This window comes from Candidatus Acidiferrales bacterium, assembly GCA_035515795.1.
GTDB lineage: Bacteria > Bacteroidota > Ignavibacteria > Kryptoniales > JAKASW01 > JAKASW01.
Map to the genome: position 1 here is coordinate 1 of DATJAY010000022.1, position 23,154 is coordinate 23,154.

Sequence of the window (23,154 nt, forward strand, 5' to 3'; positions counted from 1 at the left end):
CTGTGGCTTGGTCAGCATGGGCTCCTGTTTAGTGCCGGGTGCGGTGGGCGCCGCGGCAAGTTCGTTTCAGAATAGTGCCCCGGTGACTCCATGTGAAGAGAAGGAGAGATTCTCTCAGAAATGGGTGAAGAGATTCTTCGACGTATTTGACAAAGATCTTGACGATGGGAAGAAAAAAGAAATTATGAAGAGCTGCGGCAAGATGTGTTTTCAGGGCTCACTGGGAGATAAGAAAGTGAATCCCGTTGACATTGACGCTTTGATCGAAGGGATCAACAAGGGGACGGGCGAGATTGCCGCCAAGAGAGACGGAAACGTCGTGGATTTTCATTACGTCTCTAACCCGAGAGGTTTGAGAGTAGCGGATGGGTATTGTCTTTGTCCGCTCGTAGAGTCCGGGCCGGAAGGGCTGTCCGGAACGTACTGCGAATGTTCGGTCGGGTATGTCAAGGAGATGTTTCAGACATATACCGGCGGAACGGTGAACGTCGAGCTTCTTGAATCTTTGAAGCGCGGCGGGAAAAGTTGTCGATTTAGAATTACATTTACATCTTAATTCATTAGTTCTGATCCAAGACCGAAGCAGGACACAAACTGCGGGGGATATGCGCAGATAAAGATCGGTGCCGGGGAATTAGTCTGCGAGAATCTGTTTTATCTATTTAATCCTTGTGCTATCTTTTCACTATAAGTCGTACAAATTGTGGCGATGAAAGGATAACATCATGGCTGAAACGGTTCTCGACAGATTCCTCCGTTATGTTGTAATTGACACGCAATCCAAAGAAGATTCCGAAACCTATCCAAGCTCGGCAAAGCAGCTTGATCTGTTGAAACTTCTGGCGGTCGAATTGAAATCGCTCGGAGCATCCGACGTCGGTATCGACGAGCACGGTTATGTGACGGCGCGGATTCCTTCGAATGTCAAGAAGAATGTGCCGGCGATAGGATTTATCTCGCACGTTGACACTTCGCCCGAAGTGACCGGTATGAACGTGAAACCGCAGGTGATCAAGAACTATAAAAGCGGCGATATCGCTTTGCCGGGGGACAAGAACATCATCATTCGGGAATCGGAAAATCCGTCGTTGAAGCTTGCGATCGGGAAAGCGATCGTGACGAGTGATGGTACAACGTTATTGGGTGCTGACGACAAGGCCGGAGTCGCTGCGATCATGACCGCAGTCCAGGAATTGCTGCGCGATCGGGAAATTCCTCACGGCGAAATAAAAATCGGATTCACTCCCGACGAAGAAGTCGGGGCAGGCACAAAATATTTCGATATAAAGAAATTCGGCGCCAAATTTGCGTACACGGTCGACGGTGATACGCCGGGCGAATTGAACAAGGAAACTTTCAGTGCGAACTCGTGCGTCATTACCGTCCACGGTCGCGATATTCACCCGGGAACGGCGAAAGGCATCATGGTTAATTCGGTCCGTGTCATTGCAGAAATTATTTCCCGCCTTCCGAAAAACATTTCGCCGGAAATGACGGAGGGTTACGAGCCGTATATTCATCCTTACATTCTCGAAGGCGGCGTGGGGAAATCTTCCGTGAAAATTCTCTTCCGCGATTTTAAGACCGAGGGTTTGACTGAATTGAAAAAGGTCGTCGATAAAGTGGTCTCTGAAGTGCATCCGATGTTTCCGAAAGCGAAGATCGAAGTACGGATCACGGAACAATACCGCAACATGCGCGAAGGGGTCGAGAAGGACACTCGCGTTGCAGATTATCTCTTCGAAGCGACGGAACGCGCAGGTATCAAGACCGAATGGAAACCGATTCGCGGCGGAACAGATGGTTCAAAGTTGACCGAGGCCGGTCTTCCGACTCCGAATATTTTCACCGGCGGCGCAAATTTTCACAGCCGCACCGAATGGGTGAACGTCTGGGGAATGGAGAAGGCCGTTGAGACAATTCTTAACGTTGCAAGGATTTGGGCGGAGAAAAGCGAATGATGGCAAAGGGGTAAGAAACAAAAGTCATTAGCAAACTGTAATCTCATTTTTTCAAAAGGAGGTCTTATGTCAGCGGGGCGAACGGAAATACAAGACGTAGAGACACAAAATCATATTTCTCTTCCTGATAATGCATTCAAAGAATTAGAAGACGGCGAAGAATACCGGCCGATAATGTGTCCGACAAAAACTTTTCCCGAAGTGACACCATGGTCTGTCGGATGGGGGCTCGTGATGGCCGTGCTGTTCTCGGCGGCTGCCGCGTATTCGGGATTGAAGATCGGCCAGGTGTTCGAAGCTGCAATCCCGATTGCGATACTTGCCGTCGGCGTCACCGGACTTGCGCGCAAACCGGGCGGTCTCGGACAAAACGTTATTATCCAATCTATCGGCTCGTGTTCAGGGAGCGTCGTGGCGGGAGCGATTTTCACAATTCCAGCATTATACATCCTCGCATTGCCTGCAAATTATTTCCGGATGTTCATGGCATCGGCACTTGGAGGCTTTGTCGGTATTCTGTTCCTGATTCCATTCCGCAAATATTTTGTCAAGGACATGCATGGCAAGTTTCCGTTTCCGGAGGGAACCGCGACGACAGAGATTCTAGTCGCCGGAGAAAAGGGCGGGAAGGAAGCCATGGTGCTCGTTATCAGCGGAGTGATCGGCGGCGCATTCGATTTCATGTTCAGCGCATTCGGCTGGTGGTCGGAAGTAATAACGTCAAGAATGATCCCGTGGGGACAGGCGTTGTCGGACAAGTTCAAGATGGTTTTAAAGATCGATGTCTCTGCCATGGTACTCGGACTCGGATATATCATTGGATTGGAATACTCGGCGATCATCGTCGCAGGATCGTTCTTATCATGGTTCGTTCTGGTCCCGCTTGTTCATGAAATCGGTCAATATCTGACAACTCCTGTCGGGACCACCGCGGCGAAGCTGATCTCTCAAATGAGTCCGGAGGAAATTTTCAGGAGTTATGTGAGACAGATCGGCATCGGCGGAATAGCGATGGCCGGGATCGTCGGAATTATTAGATCATCTAAAATAATTGCGGGCGCATTCAAGCTCGCGTACAGAGAAATAGTTCACCGTAAGTCAGCAGAAGATGCGGCAGCCTCGCGCACCCAGACCGACGTCAGAATGCTCTGGGTGGTCACTCTAATTCTCTTAGCCGGGATAGCAATTTTTTCTTTCTTCGTCGTTGGCGTCGTGCCGACTGCCGGGCAGGCGCTCGTGGCTCTGCTGGTAGTGATGATCATATCGTTTCTGTTCACGACAGTTGCGGCAAATGCAATTGCCATCGTCGGAACAAATCCTGTTTCAGGCATGACGTTAATGACGCTGATCCTTTCTTCGGTTGTCCTCGTGCAGATCGGGCTGACCGGACAACCCGGGATGCTGAGTGCGATGATAATTGGCGGAGTTGTGTGCACGGCCCTTTCCGTCGCAGGATCATTTATAACCGATCTCAAGATCGGTTATTGGCTTGGCTCGACTCCGAAGAAACAGGAGACGTGGAAATTTCTCGGCGTGCTTGTATCCGCTGCGACGGTCGGCGGAGTAATAGTAATTCTGAACAAAGCTTATGGTTTCACAGGCGACAACGCACTCGTTGCCCCGCAGGCCAATGCCATGGCGGCGGTTATCAAACCGCTGATGTCGAATGCTCAAACACCCTGGGTTCTGTACATCGTGGGTGCGATGATAGCTCTGCTACTTGTGATCCTTAAAGTCCCGCCGCTCGCGTTTGCACTCGGCATGTATATCCCGCAGGAACTGAATACTCCGCTGCTCATCGGCGGCATTATTGCATGGTTCGTTTCTACGCGCAGCAAAAACGAGAAGTTGAATACGGCTCGTCTGCATCGTGGCACACTTATCGCCTCAGGTTTTATTGCCGGCGGAGCGCTCCTGGGTGTTCTGAATGCCTTCCTGAAATTTATCGATCAGCAGTGGGCTTTCGGCTACAATAATTGGTACAATGCGCGCTGGGCAGGATCGACAAGCGGCGAGATCGTCGGGCTGGTAATGTTTCTCGTCCTTTGCGGCTACGCGCTCTGGGATTCGATGAGAGGGAAGGAATGATCAATATCCTGCATAATGGCCCATAAGATGTCTGGCAACGTAAGTTTTTTTCTCAATAATTTTTATGATAGATGATTTTATGGATTAGTCCTTTTGCAAGAAAGTCTTGTATTACTACCACTGCCGAATCAATAAATTTCGTTCTGCAGATTTCCGGTTTTCATCTATTCCTTTTCTCTATCCACTCGTCTATCTCGAATGGAGCTTTTGGTCTTTCCCACAAGAATAATTCGTTGCAATACCTTTGGACTTCTTTGTCGGAAAAGGAAGTTTCTACATGGCTGTGCGCGAAACAATTTCTGATGTAACCAATGAGTCTAATGTCGTTATAGAACTGGAGGTTTATAACATCTAACACGTAAAGTAAATCATTCTTGGAAGCGTATGTGCGATCCAATAGTTTACTTTTTACAAATTCCTTTTTTTGCGAAATGTACGCAGCAGGGCATTATTAAGACATCTTTCGACAAGCGCTCCAGCCACAACCACGCATAGAGTATCATTTTCTTTCCCGATTACATCGTAAAATTTATAAAAGTCATTTACTAATTTAGAATCAGGAATAGACTTGGTCTTCTTCATATTCCGGTGCCTTTTGGCGTATTGTTCGTGAATTGTCTTCGGTTATGCTTTCTTCTCAAGCATCTTACGTATCGATTCCAATTCTTTCTTTCGCTTCTCCGGTGTCTTCGGATATGAAAGCTTCAGCGACTTCAGCGTATCCACGACAACCTGCGAAACGATAATCCGCGCATTTTCCTTATCGTCGGCGGGAATGACATACCATGGCGCATCCTCGGTGCTTGTCGCGGCGATGCAGTCTTCATAAGCTTTCATGTAGTCATTCCAGAATTTCCTCTCTCTGATGTCCGCCTCGCTGAACTTCCAGTTCTTCTCCGGGTCATCGATACGTTCGAGGAAACGCTTCCTCTGTTCTTCTTTTGACAGATGAAGGAAGAACTTGACGATGCGCGTCCCGTTTCGATGAAGGTGTTTTTCAAATTGCACGATCGATTTGTAGCGAGCTTCCCAGAACTTCTTGTCGGAGGCTGCCTGCTCAGTGACGCCTTCCGCGCGGAGGAGTTCCGGATGCACGCGCAATATCAGGACTTCTTCATAGTAAGATCGGTTGAATATCCCGATCCGTCCTTTCTCCGGAAGGCATTTTGTCGTGCGCCAGAGAAAATCATGCTGCAACTCTTCGGCGCTTGGCTGTTTGAAGCTGAAGACCTCGCACCCTTGCGGATTGACGCCGGACATGACATGTCTTATCGTGCCATCTTTGCCGGCGGCGTCCATAGCCTGAAAAATCAGAAGTATCGCGCATCGATTGGAGGCGTAGTGAATATTCTGCAGCGTACTCAACCGCCGGACATGATCTTCGAGGACTTCCTGGTATTCCTTTTTCGTTTGGTAAACAGGCTTGACCTTCGTAGGCCAATGTTTCAGGTCGATCCTTTTGCCTTCACCGACACGAAAATCCTTTGAATTAATTTTCATCACGATCCTTCATAGAACAAAATCCCGCGAATATTCCAAAATATTCACAGGATTTAGACTCAATGTTGCCTATTCTATTTTTATTTTGGTCTCTAGCTTTATATCTCTGCTCGAACTTCCGACCAGTATGTCATATGTCCCGGGGTGAGTTTCCCATGCCTCCTTGTCCGCGTTGTAATGGGCGAAATCGATTTTCTTCAGAGAGAACTTCACCTCTGTGGTCTCGCCCGGTTGAAGTGAAATTCTATCGAATCGCTTGAGCTCTTTCACCGGTGAGATTATCGCCTTATCGGGATCATGGATATAAAGCTGGGGGATCTCCACTCCCTCGACATTTCCGACATTTTTGACTTCGAAGGTAACTTCGTACGAATCTCCGACAGCCTTACCGTTTATCTCACTGTAAGAAAAAGTTGTGTACGATAAACCGTATCCAAATGGGAAGAGAGGCCTTATGTCATGCTCATCGAACCAGCGATAACCCACGAAGATCCCGTCACTATAAACTGACACACTGTCTTGTTTTTTGTAGGAGTTGTAAGCCGAACAGTCTTCCCATCGGATAGGAAAGGTCATCGGGAGTTTTCCTGACGGATTATGTTTTCCCAGCAGGACATCCACGATCGCATTCCCTGCTTCGTCACCGCCGAACCATGCCTGGACGAGTCCTTCGACGTTATCAATCCAATCATTCATGAGAACCGGTGACCCGGTAATCATCACGACGATAGTATTTTTGTTTGCCTTTGCCACTTCATTTATGAGCGCATCCTGGTCGTTCGGAAGTCCGAGATTGTCTCGATCCTTTCCTTCGGTTTCAAATTGAGCGGAAGTGCCTGCGAATACTATGGCGACATCGGAATTTCTTGCTGCATCGATTGCCGTTGCGAAAAGCTTGTCGCCTGTTTGTCTTATCCCGAGCTTCACGCTCGATCCGCCGGTATCCTGGAAATATTCCAATTTGATGTCGTAAAATTTCCCCTTCTCCAAATGAATGCGGTACGAGTTCATCGCCGGGCCGTGGCTGCTCCAATCGTTTATCACTATCTTTCCGTCGACATAGAGTCTGGCACCATCGTCGCTGACTACGTCGAGGGAGTAATCGCCGGTTTCATCGGCCAGAATCCTCATTGTCCATCTTGCGGAGAAATGTTGGCCGGGAATTCCTGGAAGCGGAGGCTGTCCGTGCCAATTGAAATTTATTTGATCGTCGGTCTCGGCGACTTTCGGTTGGCCGCTCAGATCCTGGTTATCAAAATACTCGGCAGCGATTCCATGTTCGGGTCTGTCGGGAAGATAGAAATACCTGCTGTCTATGGCGGAGATATCTCCGCTGAGGGTGGCTCCTTCTGCGTAGTTTATCTTTACTCTTGCGCCAAGTTTATTCTGCAGCGCTTCCAGCGGACTTACTGAGTAAACGGGCGATACCATGGCACTCCCGCCGCCGGTGGTTCGGGCGACTGCGGCGTTTGGCCCGATGACCGCGATTGATTTTATTTTGTCAAGATTTAGCGGGAGGATGCTGGTTTCATTTTTTAAAAGCACGATTCCTTCGAGGGCTGCCTGATACGCGATTTGCCTGTGCGGGGGAGTATTAACCAAAGCTGTGTCAGGCACTTCGTTTTTTTCAAACAGGCCGAGGTTAAACATGACGGTTAAGATGCGGCGAACTTTGTCGTTGATGGTTTCCTCTTTGACGACTCCTGCCTTCACCGAATCCAGCAAGGTTTTCTCGTTCAAGAATTCTCCCGTCGGCATTTCGAGATCGAGGCTGCCTTTTGCCGTTGGAATCGTACTGTGCACGGCCCCCCAATCCGACATGACAAGCCCGTCGAACTTCCAATCGTCTTTCAGCTTTGTCTTCAGCAAATAATCATTCTCACTGCAATATTGTCCGTTGATCTTGTTGTAAGCGGACATCACACAAAGAACTTTAGCCTCTTCGACCGCTGCCTTGAACGCCGGGAAATATATTTCGTTCAACGTGCGGTGATCTATCTTCTCGTCGACGAACATTCTCTCGTACTCCTGATTGTTCGCGGCGAAGTGTTTTACGGTTGCGGCAACTCCTTCACTCTGCACACCTTCGATGTAACTCACTGCCATTCGCGAAGCCAGATACGGGTCTTCGCCATAAGCCTCGAAGGTCCGTCCTCCTAACGGCAGTCTTGCAATGTTCACACACGGTCCAAGGATCACATTTCTTCCTTTGCCCTTCAATTCTTCAGCAATGGATTTTCCGACTTTGTTGATTAACGAAGTGTCCCATGATGCTGCCATGCATGTTGCCGCGGGAAATGCCGTCGATTTGTCCCATCTGACTCCGAGCGGTCCGTCGGACATTTTCAGCAGCGGAATGCGTAGGCGTTCGATGGGTTTTGTGCCGAATCCCGTTCCGCCGAGTAAGTTGATCTTCTCTTCGAGAGTCATTCTGTTCAAAAGGTCATTGACTCTTTGGCTGATGGAATCATCTTTATCCATATATGTTGGGACCTCGTTCTGTGGTTGCCGCATACTTCCTCCAAATATCATAATGGAAAGAAACACGGCGAGACCGGCTGAATAGTTTGCAAATTTTTTCCTCATGGAGATTTTCTTCCATTTAGTTCGTGGTTGAAAACTTTTTCTCTGCGATGTAGAATATAGTTTGTGAATAGGAAAGTTAAAAAGGAACACTTGAGTTTGTCGCGCATCTGAACCATCCTCCTCCAATCTGAGTTTTGCCCGACGCTATTCACGATGATCCGATTTGACACGCGAGTGTCTTGTCGGCGACTTCTCAGAACCTGCAAAGCCCTGTGTGCATTCAAAAAGCAAATGTGGAATGTCTAAGAAGAATTGAACGTGCTGTTGCATTACCTTACCCGGTAGCGTGTCCGTTTGTCGGAGACAGGCTCAAAAATAATTTTTGCTTTCGGAATTGTCTTCTCAATCGATGAAGCGCTATTCAAGAATATTTAAGAATCGTTTAGATATCTACATGCTTATCGGGTTTGGTCACTTATTTTCAAAATTTGTTCACAGGGAAGGAGTTTTGGGTGTTTATTCAGATAGGGTATAACCCAAGATTCAAAATCAAACCAATACTCTATCGGTTGTCCAAACTCCGGATCGATTGGAGATATTCTTTTTATAATTCCGAGCTTGCTAAATTCAATAGCCTCCCTATCTCTTTCGCTTGCTTTAAATGGATGAACATTCCAGTAAAGCCGATAACACAACTGAGCTTTGCCGGTCGCCGAAAGCCTCTTCGTGAAAATCTTTTTCACGGATTGTCTATACAGGAGATACCCCAATGATACGAATATTAATAGGAATGATATGCGTATTGGTATTAGATAAATTTGCGAGAGGTGAAATACTTCCGCGATTTCCGAGCTTACCAATTCAGCCACACTTAGCAGAAGGACTATTGGAACTTCTTTCAGGAGTTCTTTTCGTGTTGCTATTATCATTGATACTACGTTCTTGGTTTTCATTTCCATTGCCTTCACTATATTAAGACATGCCTGACTTTCCTAAGTCCATATTTGACTTTACGAAACGCTTTTCCGATGAGCGGAAGTGCTTCGAGTATTTGCAGCAAATTAGATTTCCTGATGGAGTGCATGATATACGAGACGGGAAAACAAAACCTTCAAGTTTCATTTCTACCCGCAATTTATGGGTTTTCCCTGACGGATACCAACAAAGCATAACTGTCGGAACCGTCATGGAACAAACACACATGGAACTATCTATTTGGTTTCTCGGGGCCTATTTGATGGCAACGCTAACCCCTGGAGTTTCCGCCCGTCAATTCGCAAGGCAAGCTGGACTTCACTACGAAACAGCGTACATGCTTTTGATGAAACTAAGAGCGGGTTTGATTAACCCTTTCCGAACAAAACTCAAGGGCGTTATCGAAATCGACGAGTCTTATATTGGCGGGAAAGTGGAAGGCAAACACGGCCGTGGTGCTGAATCCAAGGCGGTTGTTCTCGGGGCCGTCGAAGTTATAGATACTTCCAAAAAGAAAATCGGAGGCCGTCTCAGATTGCGAAAAGTTTCATCTCCATCGGGCGAAAACATTCTCAAGTTCATTGAAGATAACATCGAAAAGGGATCTGTTCTTGTAACGGACGGCTGGAAGGGATATAACGCAGTAACACGCCATGGATATGAAAGGAGAATCGTTGAAGGGGAAGATACAATCGAAGTGGCAGCTCAATTGGTTCACATTCACCGAGCGTTTTCCAATTTGAAAACATGGATCAACGGAACTCACCACGGAGTTTCAAGGAAACATCTTCAAGCATACCTAAACGAATTTGTTTTCAGATATAATCGGAGGCGTGTTCCATTTGAAGCGTTTAACGCAATACTTGGAATTGGAAGTATTAGAGAAGCACCAACTTATCGTGGACTATACAAAGCAGGAGAAATATATGGCTGGATACATCCGAACCCGAAAAGGCCCCGAAGCCGTTCTACGGTCAATCCGAGTGATGCTTCGGGTAATGCTAAAATTCACTAACCGTGAGATAAAAAACCTTAGCCGTTCCAGTAATCAAAAAAAGTACTCGCCAAAATCGTATCGCATCCGTAATCCCCATCATGCGCTTCTAAATGGCAACGTTCGGGGGGATTCAAACATAAACAGGCGCAGTTAGCAAGCCTATGATCCTTACTATCTCCATTTACATGATGAGGCTGCCAAGCTCCTTTAAGGCTGGGTTTTCGATGCGATTTGACAAGCGTTTTGCCACACATCGCACACAATCCGTGCTGTCTTTTAAAGGCTTTTTGCGCTATATATTCAGGAAAACGTTCACGTTTGCTCATTTTATCAATCTAATCTTCCTTTATTTAATGACCAAACCCGATAAGCATGGATATCTATTGACAATAGCTGAAAAATTGTTAGATTACTTAAGAACTTTTAATTTAAAATGATTTAACTTTATTAAGTAAGAGAGGGGTTCGACATGTTGCTTAAGAATTTTGTTGACGATTTCAATGAATTTACTTATATAATGTATAGCTGTCTCGAAAGTCCTGTGGTTTTCGGAGAACGCTTTTGGGACCGATAAAGGAGATTTTTTAAGATGGAAGATAAAGGACATCGACGAGTGGATTTGTACCATGGTGATGTGAAGAATCAGGGAATGTACGACCCGGCGTATGAACATGATGCATGCGGGATGGGGTTCGTCGCCGACATCAAGGGAAGAAAGTCGCGATCCATCATAGACAAGGGGCTCGACATTCTGAAGAACCTCGAACATCGTGGAGCGGTCGGGGCCGACCCTGAAACCGGTGACGGATCGGGAATCTTGATTCAGATGCCGGATGAATTCATTCGCAAAGTCGCTGCTGAAAAGAAAATCAAACTCCCCTCCGAAGGCAAGTACGGCGTCGGCGTGATGTTTCTTCCTCAGGACCCCACTTTAAGAAAAGCCGTCGAGAACATCGTCGAGAAAATTGTCATAGATGAGAACCAGAAATTTCTGGGTTGGAGAGACGCTCCAGTCGATCCGAGTGCTCCGGGAAAAGGAGCGCAAAAGACTCAGCCATTTATTCGGCAGTGCTTCATCGGCGCGAACAAGAGTATCGAGTCTCAGGAGGAGTTCGAGAGGAAATTGTACCTTATTAGAAGAATCATTGATCACAGAGTTCGTGCGGAGCTCGATCTGGACCGGAGCGAGTATTACGTGCCGTCATTTTCAAGCAAGATTCTGGTGTACAAAGGGATGCTCCTTGCGCCTCAGCTCACCGCGTTTTACAAGGATCTCAGCGACAAAGACATGAAATCCGCAATGACAATGCTGCATCTCAGGTTCTCGACCAACACATTTCCGACATGGGATCTGGCCCATCCGTTCAGGATGATAGCTCACAATGGCGAGATCAATACTCTCCGGGGTAACAAGAATTGGATGAGGGCGAGAGAAGCGGTAATGGAATCTCCCTATTTCGGCAAGGACCTAAAGCGAATGCTCCCGGTAATCATGGAGGGGCAAAGCGATTCCGCAACATTTGATTCAGTGCTTGAGCTTCTCGTCATGACCGGCAGAAGCTTACCGCATGCCATGATGATGATGATTCCGGAAGCGTGGTCGAAAAATGATCTGATGGACCCGGATCGAAAAGCATTCTACGAATACCATGCGACCATGATGGAACCATGGGACGGTCCGGCTGCAATGGTTTTTACAGACGGGAATATAATCGGAGCGACTCTCGACCGAAACGGCTTACGTCCGTCAAGATACGTTGTCACAAAAGATGGACTGGTTGTCCTTACCTCCGAAGCGGGCACGTTCAGCGTCGACGCGGAGAATGTTGCAAAGAAGGGGAAGCTTCAACCGGGAAGGATGTTTATTCTCGATCTGAAGCAGGGAAGAATAGTCGAAGACGAAGAAGTGAAAAAGGAAATTGCAACCCGGAAGCCCTATCGCAAGTGGGTGAACGACAACATGATAAATCTGTCTCATCTTCCGACTCCCGATGCGATTTATAACGCTGACTTCGAGACTCTTCACATGCGCCAGAGGATTTTCGGATATACGAAAGAAGACTTGTCCGAAGTGATCCTTCCGATGGCGGCAAAGGGAGAGGAAGCAGTTGGTTCGATGGGAAGCGATGCATCATTGGCCGTCCTTTCCGAGATACCGCAGATGCTGTTCCGATATTTCAAGCAGCTATTCGCACAGGTGACCAATCCGCCTATCGATGCAATCCGGGAAGAACTTGTCATGGAGCTGACCACTTACGTCGGCCCCGAACAAAATCTGCTTTCTGAAACACCGCTTCATGCTCACAGGCTCGAGCTTGAGCATCCGCTTCTTTCCAATTCTCAAATGGAAAAAATTCGGAACATTGCGAAAGGACATTTCAAATCCGTCACCATTCCGCTTCTGTTCAATCCTAGCGTTCGTCACAATATGCGCGAGCGCATGGATCAGATTTGCAATGAAGCGGTCGAGGCAGTCAAGTCCGGGATCTCCCTGATAATTCTTTCCGACAAAGGAGTTGACAGGAACTGTGCCGCAATTCCGAGTTTGCTCGCAACGGCCGGAGTGCACCATGCTTTGCTGCGCGCCGGACTGAGGACCCGGACGGGAATCATCGTCGAAAGCGGCGAGCCGAGAGAAGTGCATCACTTCGCATTGCTGTGCGGCTACGGAGCAAACGCGATCAACCCGTATGTCGCTTACGAGACTCTCGCATACCTGACGGAAAAGGGTTTTCTGACAGACATAAAGGATTATGGCCAGGCAAAAAAGAATTATGTTAAAGCCGTCAGCAAAGGTCTGTTTAAGATTTTCAGCAAGATGGGCATCAGTACGCTGCAATCGTACTGCGGCGCTCAAATTTTCGAAGCGGTCGGGCTGGACAGCGAAATCGTCGAAAATTACTTTACCGGCACACCAACCCGCGTCGAGGGATTGAGTCTCGAGATGCTAGAACAGGAAACGGTGAAGAGACACGTTCATGCCCTCGATCCGCAGATTGACCAGAGTACGCTTGATGTCGGCGGCCTGTACCATTATAGAAAAGACGGTGAACATCATCTCTGGAACCCGCTGACAATTTCAAAGCTCCAGCTCAGCACATGGCGAAGCGACTACAAGACTTTTAAAGAATATACCGAGCTGATCAACAATCAAGACAAGAAACGCGTGACTCTTCGGAGCTTTTATGATCTTGATACGGGCGGGAGGCAAGTTCCAATTGAAGAAGTAGAACCCGCAAAAGAAATCGTAAAAAGATTTGCAACAGGAGCGATGAGCTTCGGCTCTATCTCGCGTGAAGTCCATACTTCGCTTGCGCTCGCGATGAACAGGATCGGCGGGAAATCGAACACGGGCGAAGGTGGAGAAGAACAGGAACGGTTCAAGCGACTCTCTAACGGTGACAGTATGAGGTCTGCCATCAAGCAGGTTGCATCTGCACGATTTGGCGTAACGACAGAATACCTTGTCAATGCCGATGAGCTTCAGATCAAGATGGCGCAGGGAGCCAAGCCGGGCGAAGGCGGTCAGCTCCCCGGGCACAAAGTCAGCAAAGACATTGCGAAAGTTCGACACAGTATTCCGGGCGTTACGTTGATAAGTCCGCCGCCGCACCATGATATCTATTCCATCGAAGATTTGAAGCAGTTGATCTTTGACCTGAAGAATGCAAATCCGAATGCCCGGATCAGCGTCAAGCTGGTTTCCGAAACCGGTGTTGGTACCGTTGCTGCGGGTGTTGCTAAGGCACATGCCGATCACATTTTAATTTCGGGCCACGATGGCGGAACAGGTGCGAGCCCGATTTCGTCGATCCAGTATGCCGGGACGCCGTGGGAATTGGGGCTGAGTGAAACTCATCAGACTCTTGTTCTTAACGGTCTGAGAGACCGCGTCTATCTTGCCGTGGACGGTCAGATGAAGACGGGCAGAGACGTTGTTATTGCCGCATTGCTCGGCGGCGAGGAATTTGGATTTTCAACCGCACCGCTCGTCACGCAAGGATGCATAATGATGAGGAAGTGCCACCTTAATACATGTCCTGTCGGGGTCGCTACTCAGGACCCGGAGCTGCGGAAGAAATTCCACGGCAGGCCCGAGTACGTCGTCAATTTCATGTTCTACATTGCGGAAGAAGTCCGTGAACTGATGGCGGCTTTGGGCTTCAGAACATTCAACGAAATGATAGGACAAACCGACAAAATAATTCCTGTGAGGCTGAACGACCATTGGAAAGCGCGCGGACTGGATCTCTCGAAGCCATTGTTCAAGGCGACCCCGCTCCATGAGACGAATCTTTACAGGACGCGCAGCCAGAATCACGGACTCGAAAACCAGCTCGATCACGAATTTATAAAACTTGCGGAGCCCGCGCTGGAAAACGGCACACCTGTTCAAATAAAGAGAAGAATCAGAAACATCAACCGCACCGTCGGAACGATGCTGTCCAGTGAAATCGCAAAGCGGTACGGCGACGAAGGCCTGCCGGAAGGAACGATCAAGATCGAATTAAGAGGAACTGCCGGACAGAGTTTCGGTGCGTTCCTGGCACGCGGCATCGAGTTAGACCTTACCGGCGAGTCGAATGATTACACCGGAAAAGGGCTCTCAGGAGGACGATTGATCGTGAAGGTACCGCCAGAAGTGACTTTCGAGCCGTCGGAAAATATCATCATAGGCAACACATGCCTGTACGGAGCGACGAGCGGCGAGGCATATATTAACGGCGTCGCGGGCGAAAGATTCGCCGTGCGAAATTCCGGAGCTTATGCCGTGATAGAAGGCGTCGGCGATCATGGATGCGAATACATGACCGGTGGGAGAGTCGCCGTACTTGGAAAGATAGGACGTAACTTTGCCGCTGGCATGTCCGGCGGAATCGCCTACGTCTGGGATCCGAACAAAGTTGCGGAGAAATACATCAATCACGGCATGGTGGATGTCGAATATTTAATTTACGACGAGGACATTGCCGAAGTTCATAACATGGTACAGAAGCATTTTGATTACACCGGTTCGAAGCGAGCCGAACATATCTTACAGAACTGGAGCACCGAAAAAGATAATTTCTGGAAAATAATTCCTGATGAGTACAGAAAGGCTCTTGCCAAACTGGCAAAAGAAAAAGAGACAGTCACAGTGCTTACGAAAGAACCGGTTGAAGGAGCGATCGTCAATGGGTAAACCGACCGGATTTAAGGAATATAAAAGAGCAGCGTTGGAACACGAGCCGGTCGAGGTGCGCCTCAGGAATTTCAAGGAATTTGAGAAGAGATTTCACCGGGAAGATGCGAAAATACAAGCCGCGCGGTGCATGGACTGCGGCATCCCGTTCTGTCACGGCGACACGGGCTGTCCCGTGCAGAATTACATTCCCGAGTGGAATGATTTGGTCTACAGAGGTCTCTGGAAAGATGCGCTCGAAAACCTTTTGTCGACAAATAATTTCCCCGAGTTTACCGGCAGGCTTTGCCCGGCGCCTTGCGAAACGGCCTGCACGTTAGGAATAACCGAAGAGCCGGTTTCGATAAAGGCAATTGAGCGTACCATCATAGACAAAGGCTGGGAAGAAGGCTGGGTCAAGCCGAGAATGCCTTATGTCCTTTCAGGGAAAAAGGTCGCCGTAGTCGGCTCCGGTCCATCCGGTCTTGCCGCTGCGCAGCAGCTTTGTCGTGGCGGACATTTCGTCACAGTTTATGAAAAGAACGACCGCCTCGGCGGCTTGCTGAGATATGGAATTCCCGATTTCAAAATGGAAAAACATGTCATCGACCGGCGCATCGAGCAGATGACGATTGAAGGCGTGGAGTTTCGAACGGGCGTGAACGTCGGCGTGGATATTTCTGCGAAGGAATTGATCGGACAATATGATGCGGTAATTCTCGCCGGCGGTGCGGAGAAGCCGAGAGACCTCTCGATTCCCGGAAGAGAGCTGAAGGGAATTTACTTCGCGATGGAGTTTCTGCCGCAGCAGAATAAAGTAAATGCCGGAGACAAGGTGAAAAACCAGATCACGGCGAGAGGAAAAGACGTGGTGATCATCGGCGGCGGCGACACTGGCTCTGACTGTGTCGGCACGAGCAATCGGCAGGGAGCTAAGTCGATCACCCAGCTTGAGGTTCTTCCGATGCCGCCGGAAGAGAGGCCGGCGGGTACGCCATGGCCTTATTGGCCGATGATTCTGAGAACTTCTTCGAGTCACGAAGAAGGCGTCACGAGGAAGTGGAGCGTGAACACAAAGGAATTCAAAGGAAACAGCAAAGGTGAGGTTGTGAAACTCCTGTGCAACGAAGTCAAATTTGAAAATGGAAAACTCGTCGATGTGCCGGGAACCGACTTTGAGTTGACAGCAGACCTCGTCCTTATCGCCGCCGGTTTCGTTCATCCGGTCCACGATGGATTAATCAATGAACTGAAAGTAATCGGACTCGAACTCGACCAGCGTGGGAATGTGAAAGCGCAGTTCGGTGATTCTGAAGGCGCACACGCGACGACAGTGAAAAAAATCTTCGCCTGCGGCGACATGCGGCGCGGGCAGTCGCTTGTGGTCTGGGCAATTTCCGAAGGAAGGAAATGCGCCGCCGCAGTGCACAACTTCCTCACGAGTGGAAACGGTGTAGAAGAGAACGCAGCGTAAAGAATAGTCCCCGGCTCGATGCTCTAGGCAAGACTGTCGGGCCGCATGGCTATAGTAAACGGGGCTGCCTTCAGCATTATCAAATGATGCTTGTTGTTACATTGGTTAGCTAGGACTTTTGACGGATGTTGACAGCACAATTAAGGGGAAAAATTCGAGAAGTTTTATAGCCGGAAGCTTACTGCGATCATGAAGATCAAATCATGGATCGCGGGAAGAAATTTTGGCCTTTAATTGTTAACTTATTAAGGATGGTTGGTAAACGTTGTTTTATGGGAGATAGAAAATGATTGAAGTTCCCGTAAATACGAGGGAATTGGGACTTAAGTGGCACGGACTTTTTTCATTGTATGCCGAGGATCTATACCCGGGTCGGTATACTCTAAATAAATGCCTCGAATTGGCCGAGCAGGCGGATGAAATTCAAAGGCTTGCCGAAGAGAAAAAATCGACGATAGTTGCGCATAATTATCTTTATCCTGAGTTCCACGAGATAGCTGAGAAAGTCGGCGACTCGCTTGGACTCAGTTTTTACGTCCAGAAGAAGAGATCGCCACGGGTGGACTTCGAAAGTGTCTTCTTCATGGGCGCGACCGCGAAAATAATTACCGGCGATGCGACGAGCGTTTTCGTTTCAGATGACCCGCAGGTCCTCGGGTGTTCGCTCGTCTTCGGAATCGATTACGATTGGCTGGATGAATGGAAGCGAAAGAATCCCGACGGCGTACTCGTGACTTATGTGAACAGCGATGCGTATACGAAATCCATCAGCGATTTTATTTCAACTTCACGGAACACCGACAGGATAATTGTCCACGCCATGAAGATGTTCCCAGGAAAGAAAATTCTGGTGCTGCCGGACAAATTTCTCGGCTACGTGATGAAGGCGAGAGCGCTTGAGCTGCTTGGAAAAGAAAACATAGAAATCGATCCTGATCTCATTGAAATCTACAATCATAAAAAAGGCGAGTACTGGGCGGCGTGTCACGTACACCAGCAAATCGGGCCGGATGCCGCGGAGATAGCTCTCCTGCAGAATTCCGATGCCGAACTCATGATTCATCCGGAATGCGGATGTGCATCGTCATGTCTCTACAAAGTTCAGAGCGGCGAGATTCCGCACGAGAAGGCATACTTTCTCTCCACCGAACAGATGATCGAACGCGCGAAGATTTCACCTGCAAAGAAATTTGTCGTGGCGACCGAAAAAGGAATGGTCTATCGCCTGCGGAAAGAGTTGCCGGAGAAAGAATTTATTCCTATTTCGCAGAATGCCGTGTGCCAGTATATGAAGGCAAACACATTCGATAAATTGCTGGATTCTTTGAAAAGAGATCGGCTCGAGATTGTATTCTGCGAGAATCACTGCGACCCGAAGTCGCCGTACCAGGATGATAACGTGGTACACATACCGAAATCTGCAGCCGAAGCGGCGAGGAAGGGGATTGAGAGGATGCTCTCCATAGGATGAATGCTGACCGAACTTCTTGCGACATTCTCATTATCGGTGCCGGCATCGCCGGACTGACTGCTGCGATCCAGCTTGCCGACCGCGGAAAGAACGTCATCGTCATAAATCGCGCCTTTGATCCTGACGAGTCGAACACTCGATATGCACAGGGCGGAATTGTCTGGTGGGGCGAGGATGATTCATACGAACTGATAGAGTCTGACATCGATGAAGCCGGCGACGAAGTTGGCGGCACTACCGCCATACGCATCATCGCGGAAGAAGGTCCTGTCCTCGTCGATTCACTTTTGATAAAACGTCTCGCGGTGAATTTCGACAGGGATGCCGCAGGAAATTTGCACCGCACTCTCGAGGGCGGCCATTCACGACGGAGGATAATTCACGTCGGCGATCAAACGGGCGCGGCCATCGAGGCGGCACTGAGCAGGGAAGTGAGATCGCATCCGAACATCCATATCCTGGCGGGCCATACCGCCGTCGATCTGATCAGCACGACGCACCATTCTCGCAAGCGCGGCTCGGTATACCAGCCGACCCGGATACTCGGCGCTTATGTTCTCGACAGAAAATCGAGAGAGGTGAGAGCAATACTTGCTTCGTATACGATCATTGCGACGGGCGGCGTCGGCGGATTATATGAGTATACCACCAATCCTGAAGGTGCGCGCGGCGACGGCATCGCAATGTCGGGGCGGGCCGGTTCGCACGTTATAAACATGGAGTATGTTCAGTTTCATCCAACTGCTTTTCGAAAAGAGGGTTGTCCGTCCTTTCTGATCTCGGAGGCGGTGCGCGGCGAAGGAGCCGTTCTTCTCAATGGCAAAGGAGAACGATTCATATCGAGATATTGCCCGGAAGCGATGGAGCTTGCACCGCGCGACGAAGTGGCAAGAGGAATTTTCTGGGAAATACAGTCCACAAAATCGATGAATGTGTGGCTGGATTGCAGCCCAATAATGAAAAAGGGAATCGACCTTGAAAAAAGATTTCCGCAAATCTTTGCAAATTGCGCGAACTACGGAGTCGACATACGAAAGGAACTAATCCCGATCGCCCCGGCTGCACATTTTCTCTGCGGCGGAATACGAGTTGACGAATGGGGAAGGACTAACCTTCTCAGACTCTACGCCGTAGGCGAAGCATCATGCACAGGACTTCACGGTGCGAACAGACTCGCGTCCACTTCGTTATTGGAAGGTCTCGTCTGGGGAATGAGATCTGCGGAAAACATAATCGGAAGTTACGAGCAGGAACATTTTGACGAGTGGATGATACCGGATTGGGACGAAAGTTACGTCGTGGATTCTCTCGTACCGAAAGAGACACTCGGGAAATATTTGAACGATTTGAAGAGGGTCATGTGGGAAGATGTCGGCATTGTGAGATCCGAAGAAAGTCTTTCAAAAGCATGGCGGCTTCTCTCATCCATCAATATCGAGGTTGAAGAGCTGTACAGGCGCGCGAAACTCTCAGATGATCTCGTCGGTCTCCGCAACGGCATAGAGGCGGCACTCGAAATCACAACCCACGCCAGAAGAAACAGAGTGAGCAGAGGAGTACATTTCAGGGAGGATTCCGTAAAAACAAGCGGGGCTTTAGTTTAGGAGCGAAGTAGCAAATGATTTTTAAAGATATTTTGAAAGAACGCATCCATCACGATCTCGGGTTCGATTTCTTCGTGAAGGATGGCGCACCGCATTCGCGGTTCAATGTGATATTCAAGGAGAATGGAATAGTTTGTGGAATGATTTTCGTTCCGACGATTGTGAAACTCGTAGATGAAGAATTCTTCTTAGAGCCTGTCGACCCGCAGTCAAAGCCGCAGGTAAAGATCATGAAAAAAGACGGCGACAGAATCAAAGCAGGAGATATCGGTGCGGAAATTGCGGGCAACGCCGAAGTTTTGTTGAAGGCGGAAAGGACGATATGCAATGTGCTGTCTGAGCTGTCCGGCATCGCGACGCATGTCAATTGCATTATCGATGCTCATTATGCCAATGGAAGGATAAACCGGAATGTCTTCTTGCTCGACACACGAAAAGGCGATCCTCTGATGAGACCCGGGCACAAATACGCAGTGAGAGTAGGCGGTGCAAAGAATCACCGCGCAGGTTTCTTCGATGGGATTTTGGTCAAAGACAACGACATTTCCGTTTATGGCGGAGTTCGTGAGGCGATCGACAGGAGAATTCGCGAAGAAAAGCTTCTTACTCGCGTTGAGATAGAGGTCGGAAATTTAAAAGATCTTCAGACGGTTTTGAATGACGGGCGTGTCGATGCTGTTTTGCTCGACAACATGCCGGTCGACACGCTGAAGAAGGCCGTAGACATGATAGGTAATTCGGGGAAACAATATTTGATAGAAGCTTCCGGCGTCAGGGAAGAAGAGATCGGCAAAGTTTCAGAGACTGGCGTGAACTTCATTTCACTCTCCTCTCTCGTGCGGAGAGCACCATACCTCGATGTGTCGATGAAGACTGTCTAGCGACAACGCATTTCAAAGTCTAAGAAACCGGTGGGGCAAACCTTATGATCAAACCACGCCTCTCACAATCAGAAATGTCGAATATTTTTTGTCGGAGGTGAGAATGTGATTGTTGAGCCAGCTTTTAAGGAAGCCCAACATCTCAATGGATATCGTAGTATTCCCTTTCTCGTATTGGGCTTTTATGATTGAGACTTGCCTCGCCAGATCGTCATGTTCCTTTTTGTGGCTCGCGTACTCGGGGTAATCGTACTTCTGGAGAAGCTTTTCTTCAGTTTCGAAGTGATGCACAGTATTGTCGGCTAGGTCGTTCAGAATTTTCCCCAGTTCATCCTTTCCTTTCCCTTCCTTCATCGAATCGTACAGAAGGTTAATCAGATCCACCAGCTTCCTGTGTTGATCATCGATTTCATCGATGTTGACGCTCAAGTCTTGAGACCATTCAATAAATGGCATTGGAACACCTCCTTATCGTTTTGTTAGTCCTAGGCAAACACTATTACGGGCTTTCTGAGTTATATTAAAATGCTGACCTTATTATCGCAAATTGCGCTGTAATTCTCAAGCTCAAGAGTTAGGAGATCCGATGCATTGTGTTCAATTGGGACAGGATATTATTTTTTGCCGATCACATGGCGTTTTGCGGCATTGTCATCTTGAAAAACCGGGAGCGCATTACTCCTCGCTCCTCTTTTATGCGAAGAGCAATTTGTGTTGGTGTGTCGATGAAATCCGTTTTACAAAGGAATAGCGGATCAGAGAGTTTGGTGGACTCTATTAGAGTAAAATCAATCATACTGTCGATCCTGCTGATTTGCCTTAGAACAAACTTTATTCATGCGCAGCAGAACTATGTCAGGGTTGAAGGGACGCATTTTACTCTCGACGGCAGGCAGTACTATTTTGTTGGGACTAATTTTTGGTACGGGTGCTACATCGGTTCTACCGGGGCAACCGGAGATACGTCGAGACTCGTCCGCGAACTTAATCGGATGGAGGACGCCGGGATAAATAATCTGAGAATACTCGGCGCGTCGGAGCTCTCCAATGCCGCAATGTCTCTCAAGCCTGCGATCCAGATATCGCCCGGAATCTATGACGATTCGCTTTTAGCAGGACTCGATTTCCTTCTCTCGGAGATGGGAAAACGAAATATGCATGCGGTCATTTTCCTGAACAATTATTGGACCTGGTCTGGGGGAATGTACCAGTATAACAGTTGGTTCGGCGGAAGCGCGAACCAGTATGACACTTCGCCGTTTTATCGCAACGCGATTGCAAACGATACTTTCAAAACTTACATCAGCTTCTTGATTAATCGTCAGAACACAATTACAGGCCTGCATTATTATGAAGATCCCACCATTATGGCATGGGAGCTTGCCAATGAGCCTCGTCCGGGATCCGGCTCAACAAATTCTTTTTATCAGTGGATAGATTCAACCGCAAAATATATTCACTCGCTTGATCCGAATCATCTTGTCACCACCGGGAACGAAGGGACGATGGGATGCAACAGCTCCGGAAGTATTTTTTTAACCGCACATCAAAATCAGTACATAGACTACGCGACTATCCACGTATGGGCGCTCAATTGGGGATGGATCGATACCGCTAAGATGGCACAGACTTATCCGGGTGCTCTTTCAAGCGCTGAGAGCTACGTTCAGCAGCATATTTCATATGCGCGAATGCTGGGCAAGCCGCTGGTCATGGAAGAGTTCGGTCTGCCGCGTGACGGCGGCAAGTACAGTCCCGGCTCGACTACGACTTTTCGCGACGAATACGACGCTGCACTGTTGCAGACCATTTATGACAGCGCCTGTGCAGGGGCGCCGATTGCGGGCTCGAATTTCTGGGGCTGGGGCGGCGAAGGCCGCTCGCCGAACAGCGATTATGTATGGCGAGTTGGTGACCCTTTTGTCTGCGACCCGCCGATGGAGGCACAAGGACTTAACTCGGTTTTCGATACGGATTCCTCGACAATAAAAGTGATCCTTGAGTACGCGGATTCAATGTCGAGATTAAGAACGCTGGTCGCGGTTAAGGAGCGCGGCGACATTGCCCGCGGCTTCAAGTTGTACCAGAATTATCCGAACCCGTTTAACCCGACAACCGCCATCAGCTATCAGTTGCCAGATATCAGCCATGTTACCTTAGAAATATATGATGTCCTCGGCAGGGAAGTGAGGACGCTGGTAAATGAAGTTGAGAAGGCCGGGAGATATGATGTCATGTTCGACGCGGACAACTTGTCGAGCGGAGTATATTTCTGCAAACTTGTGGTCACTTCAAATGAAGAGCGGAGATTTATGGCAGTCGATAAACTTTTGCTCTTCAAATGAATCGAGGAACTATTGTTTCCTGGCGACTCAAGCTGCAATGGAGCTTTGACCTATTTCCTGGTTATGAGGGGATTCCTCGTCGCCGTTGGCTTTCACGCTCTCGATGAATTTTTCATTTGTTGAAACTCATCTTCCAAAAGAGTAGCTTGCGTCATGGTCGCAGTGAGATCA

Annotated in this window: 15 protein-coding genes; 10 read left to right on the forward strand and 5 right to left on the reverse strand. The window is 48.6% G+C overall.

Features of this window, described 5'->3' with window-relative positions:
- The 3 genes from VLX91_09620 to VLX91_09630 form a co-directional block, all read left to right on the forward strand.
- The coding region (locus VLX91_09620; GenBank protein HUI30462.1) for a DUF6144 family protein at positions 1 to 556 on the forward strand (556 nt) is incomplete at its 5' end.
- 169 nt (positions 557 to 725) lie between these two features.
- On the forward strand, positions 726 to 1,961 hold the full coding sequence (gene pepT, locus VLX91_09625) for a peptidase T (GenBank protein ID HUI30463.1): 1,236 nt from the start codon (positions 726 to 728) through the stop codon (positions 1,959 to 1,961).
- A 66-nt stretch (positions 1,962 to 2,027) separates the two neighbouring features.
- Positions 2,028 to 4,049, forward strand: a complete 2,022-nt coding sequence (locus VLX91_09630; protein ID HUI30464.1) for an oligopeptide transporter, OPT family — start codon at positions 2,028 to 2,030, stop codon at positions 4,047 to 4,049.
- A gap of 624 nt (positions 4,050 to 4,673) precedes the next feature.
- Here VLX91_09630 and VLX91_09635 read toward each other — a convergent pair.
- The 3 genes from VLX91_09635 to VLX91_09645 all read right to left on the reverse strand — a co-directional run bounded on the left by VLX91_09635 (position 4,674) and on the right by VLX91_09645 (position 9,028).
- Positions 4,674 to 5,549 carry an ADP-polyphosphate phosphotransferase gene (locus VLX91_09635; GenBank protein ID HUI30465.1) on the reverse strand — a complete coding sequence of 292 codons (876 nt, stop codon included), beginning with the start codon at positions 5,547 to 5,549 and terminating at the stop codon, positions 4,674 to 4,676.
- A gap of 69 nt (positions 5,550 to 5,618) precedes the next feature.
- On the reverse strand, positions 5,619 to 8,135 hold the full coding sequence (locus VLX91_09640) for a glycoside hydrolase family 3 C-terminal domain-containing protein (protein ID HUI30466.1): 2,517 nt from the start codon (positions 8,133 to 8,135) through the stop codon (positions 5,619 to 5,621).
- A gap of 398 nt (positions 8,136 to 8,533) precedes the next feature.
- Positions 8,534 to 9,028 (reverse strand): hypothetical protein, encoded by a 495-nt coding sequence (locus tag VLX91_09645; GenBank protein HUI30467.1) that lies wholly within the window; start codon positions 9,026 to 9,028, stop codon positions 8,534 to 8,536.
- A 125-nt stretch (positions 9,029 to 9,153) separates the two neighbouring features.
- On the opposite strand from VLX91_09645, the gene VLX91_09650 reads away from it, so the two are divergent.
- On the forward strand, positions 9,154 to 10,065 hold the full coding sequence (locus VLX91_09650; GenBank protein HUI30468.1) for an IS1595 family transposase: 912 nt from the start codon (positions 9,154 to 9,156) through the stop codon (positions 10,063 to 10,065).
- 17 nt (positions 10,066 to 10,082) lie between these two features.
- On the opposite strand, the gene VLX91_09655 is transcribed toward VLX91_09650, so the two are convergent.
- Complete coding sequence (locus VLX91_09655; GenBank protein HUI30469.1) at positions 10,083 to 10,373, reverse strand: hypothetical protein; 291 nt, start codon at positions 10,371 to 10,373, stop codon at positions 10,083 to 10,085.
- 263 nt (positions 10,374 to 10,636) lie between these two features.
- Here VLX91_09655 and gltB point away from each other — a divergent pair, with 263 nt between their 5' ends.
- The 5 genes from gltB to nadC all read left to right on the forward strand — a co-directional run bounded on the left by gltB (position 10,637) and on the right by nadC (position 20,638).
- A complete protein-coding gene (gltB, locus tag VLX91_09660; GenBank protein ID HUI30470.1) occupies positions 10,637 to 15,229 on the forward strand; it encodes a glutamate synthase large subunit in 4,593 nt (1,530 codons plus the stop codon).
- Positions 15,222 to 16,682 carry a glutamate synthase subunit beta gene (locus VLX91_09665; GenBank protein ID HUI30471.1) on the forward strand — a complete coding sequence of 487 codons (1,461 nt, stop codon included), beginning with the start codon at positions 15,222 to 15,224 and terminating at the stop codon, positions 16,680 to 16,682. The genes gltB and VLX91_09665 overlap by 8 nt, the downstream gene beginning before the upstream one ends.
- A 286-nt stretch (positions 16,683 to 16,968) precedes the next feature.
- On the forward strand, positions 16,969 to 18,153 hold the full coding sequence (nadA, locus tag VLX91_09670; protein ID HUI30472.1) for a quinolinate synthase NadA: 1,185 nt from the start codon (positions 16,969 to 16,971) through the stop codon (positions 18,151 to 18,153).
- Positions 18,150 to 19,757, forward strand: a complete 1,608-nt coding sequence (gene nadB / locus VLX91_09675) for an L-aspartate oxidase (protein ID HUI30473.1) — start codon at positions 18,150 to 18,152, stop codon at positions 19,755 to 19,757. The genes nadA and nadB overlap by 4 nt, the downstream gene beginning before the upstream one ends.
- Positions 19,758 to 19,771: 14 nt before the next feature.
- Positions 19,772 to 20,638 (forward strand): carboxylating nicotinate-nucleotide diphosphorylase, encoded by an 867-nt coding sequence (gene nadC / locus VLX91_09680; GenBank protein HUI30474.1) that lies wholly within the window; start codon positions 19,772 to 19,774, stop codon positions 20,636 to 20,638.
- Between the two features lie 48 nt (positions 20,639 to 20,686).
- On the opposite strand, the gene VLX91_09685 is transcribed toward nadC, so the two are convergent.
- On the reverse strand, positions 20,687 to 21,094 hold the full coding sequence (locus VLX91_09685; GenBank protein HUI30475.1) for a bacteriohemerythrin: 408 nt from the start codon (positions 21,092 to 21,094) through the stop codon (positions 20,687 to 20,689).
- 311 nt (positions 21,095 to 21,405) lie between these two features.
- On the opposite strand from VLX91_09685, the gene VLX91_09690 reads away from it, so the two are divergent.
- Entirely contained in the window at positions 21,406 to 22,983 is a 1,578-nt protein-coding gene (locus tag VLX91_09690) for a T9SS type A sorting domain-containing protein (GenBank protein ID HUI30476.1), read from the forward strand.
- The last annotated feature ends 171 nt before the right edge of the window (positions 22,984 to 23,154 follow it).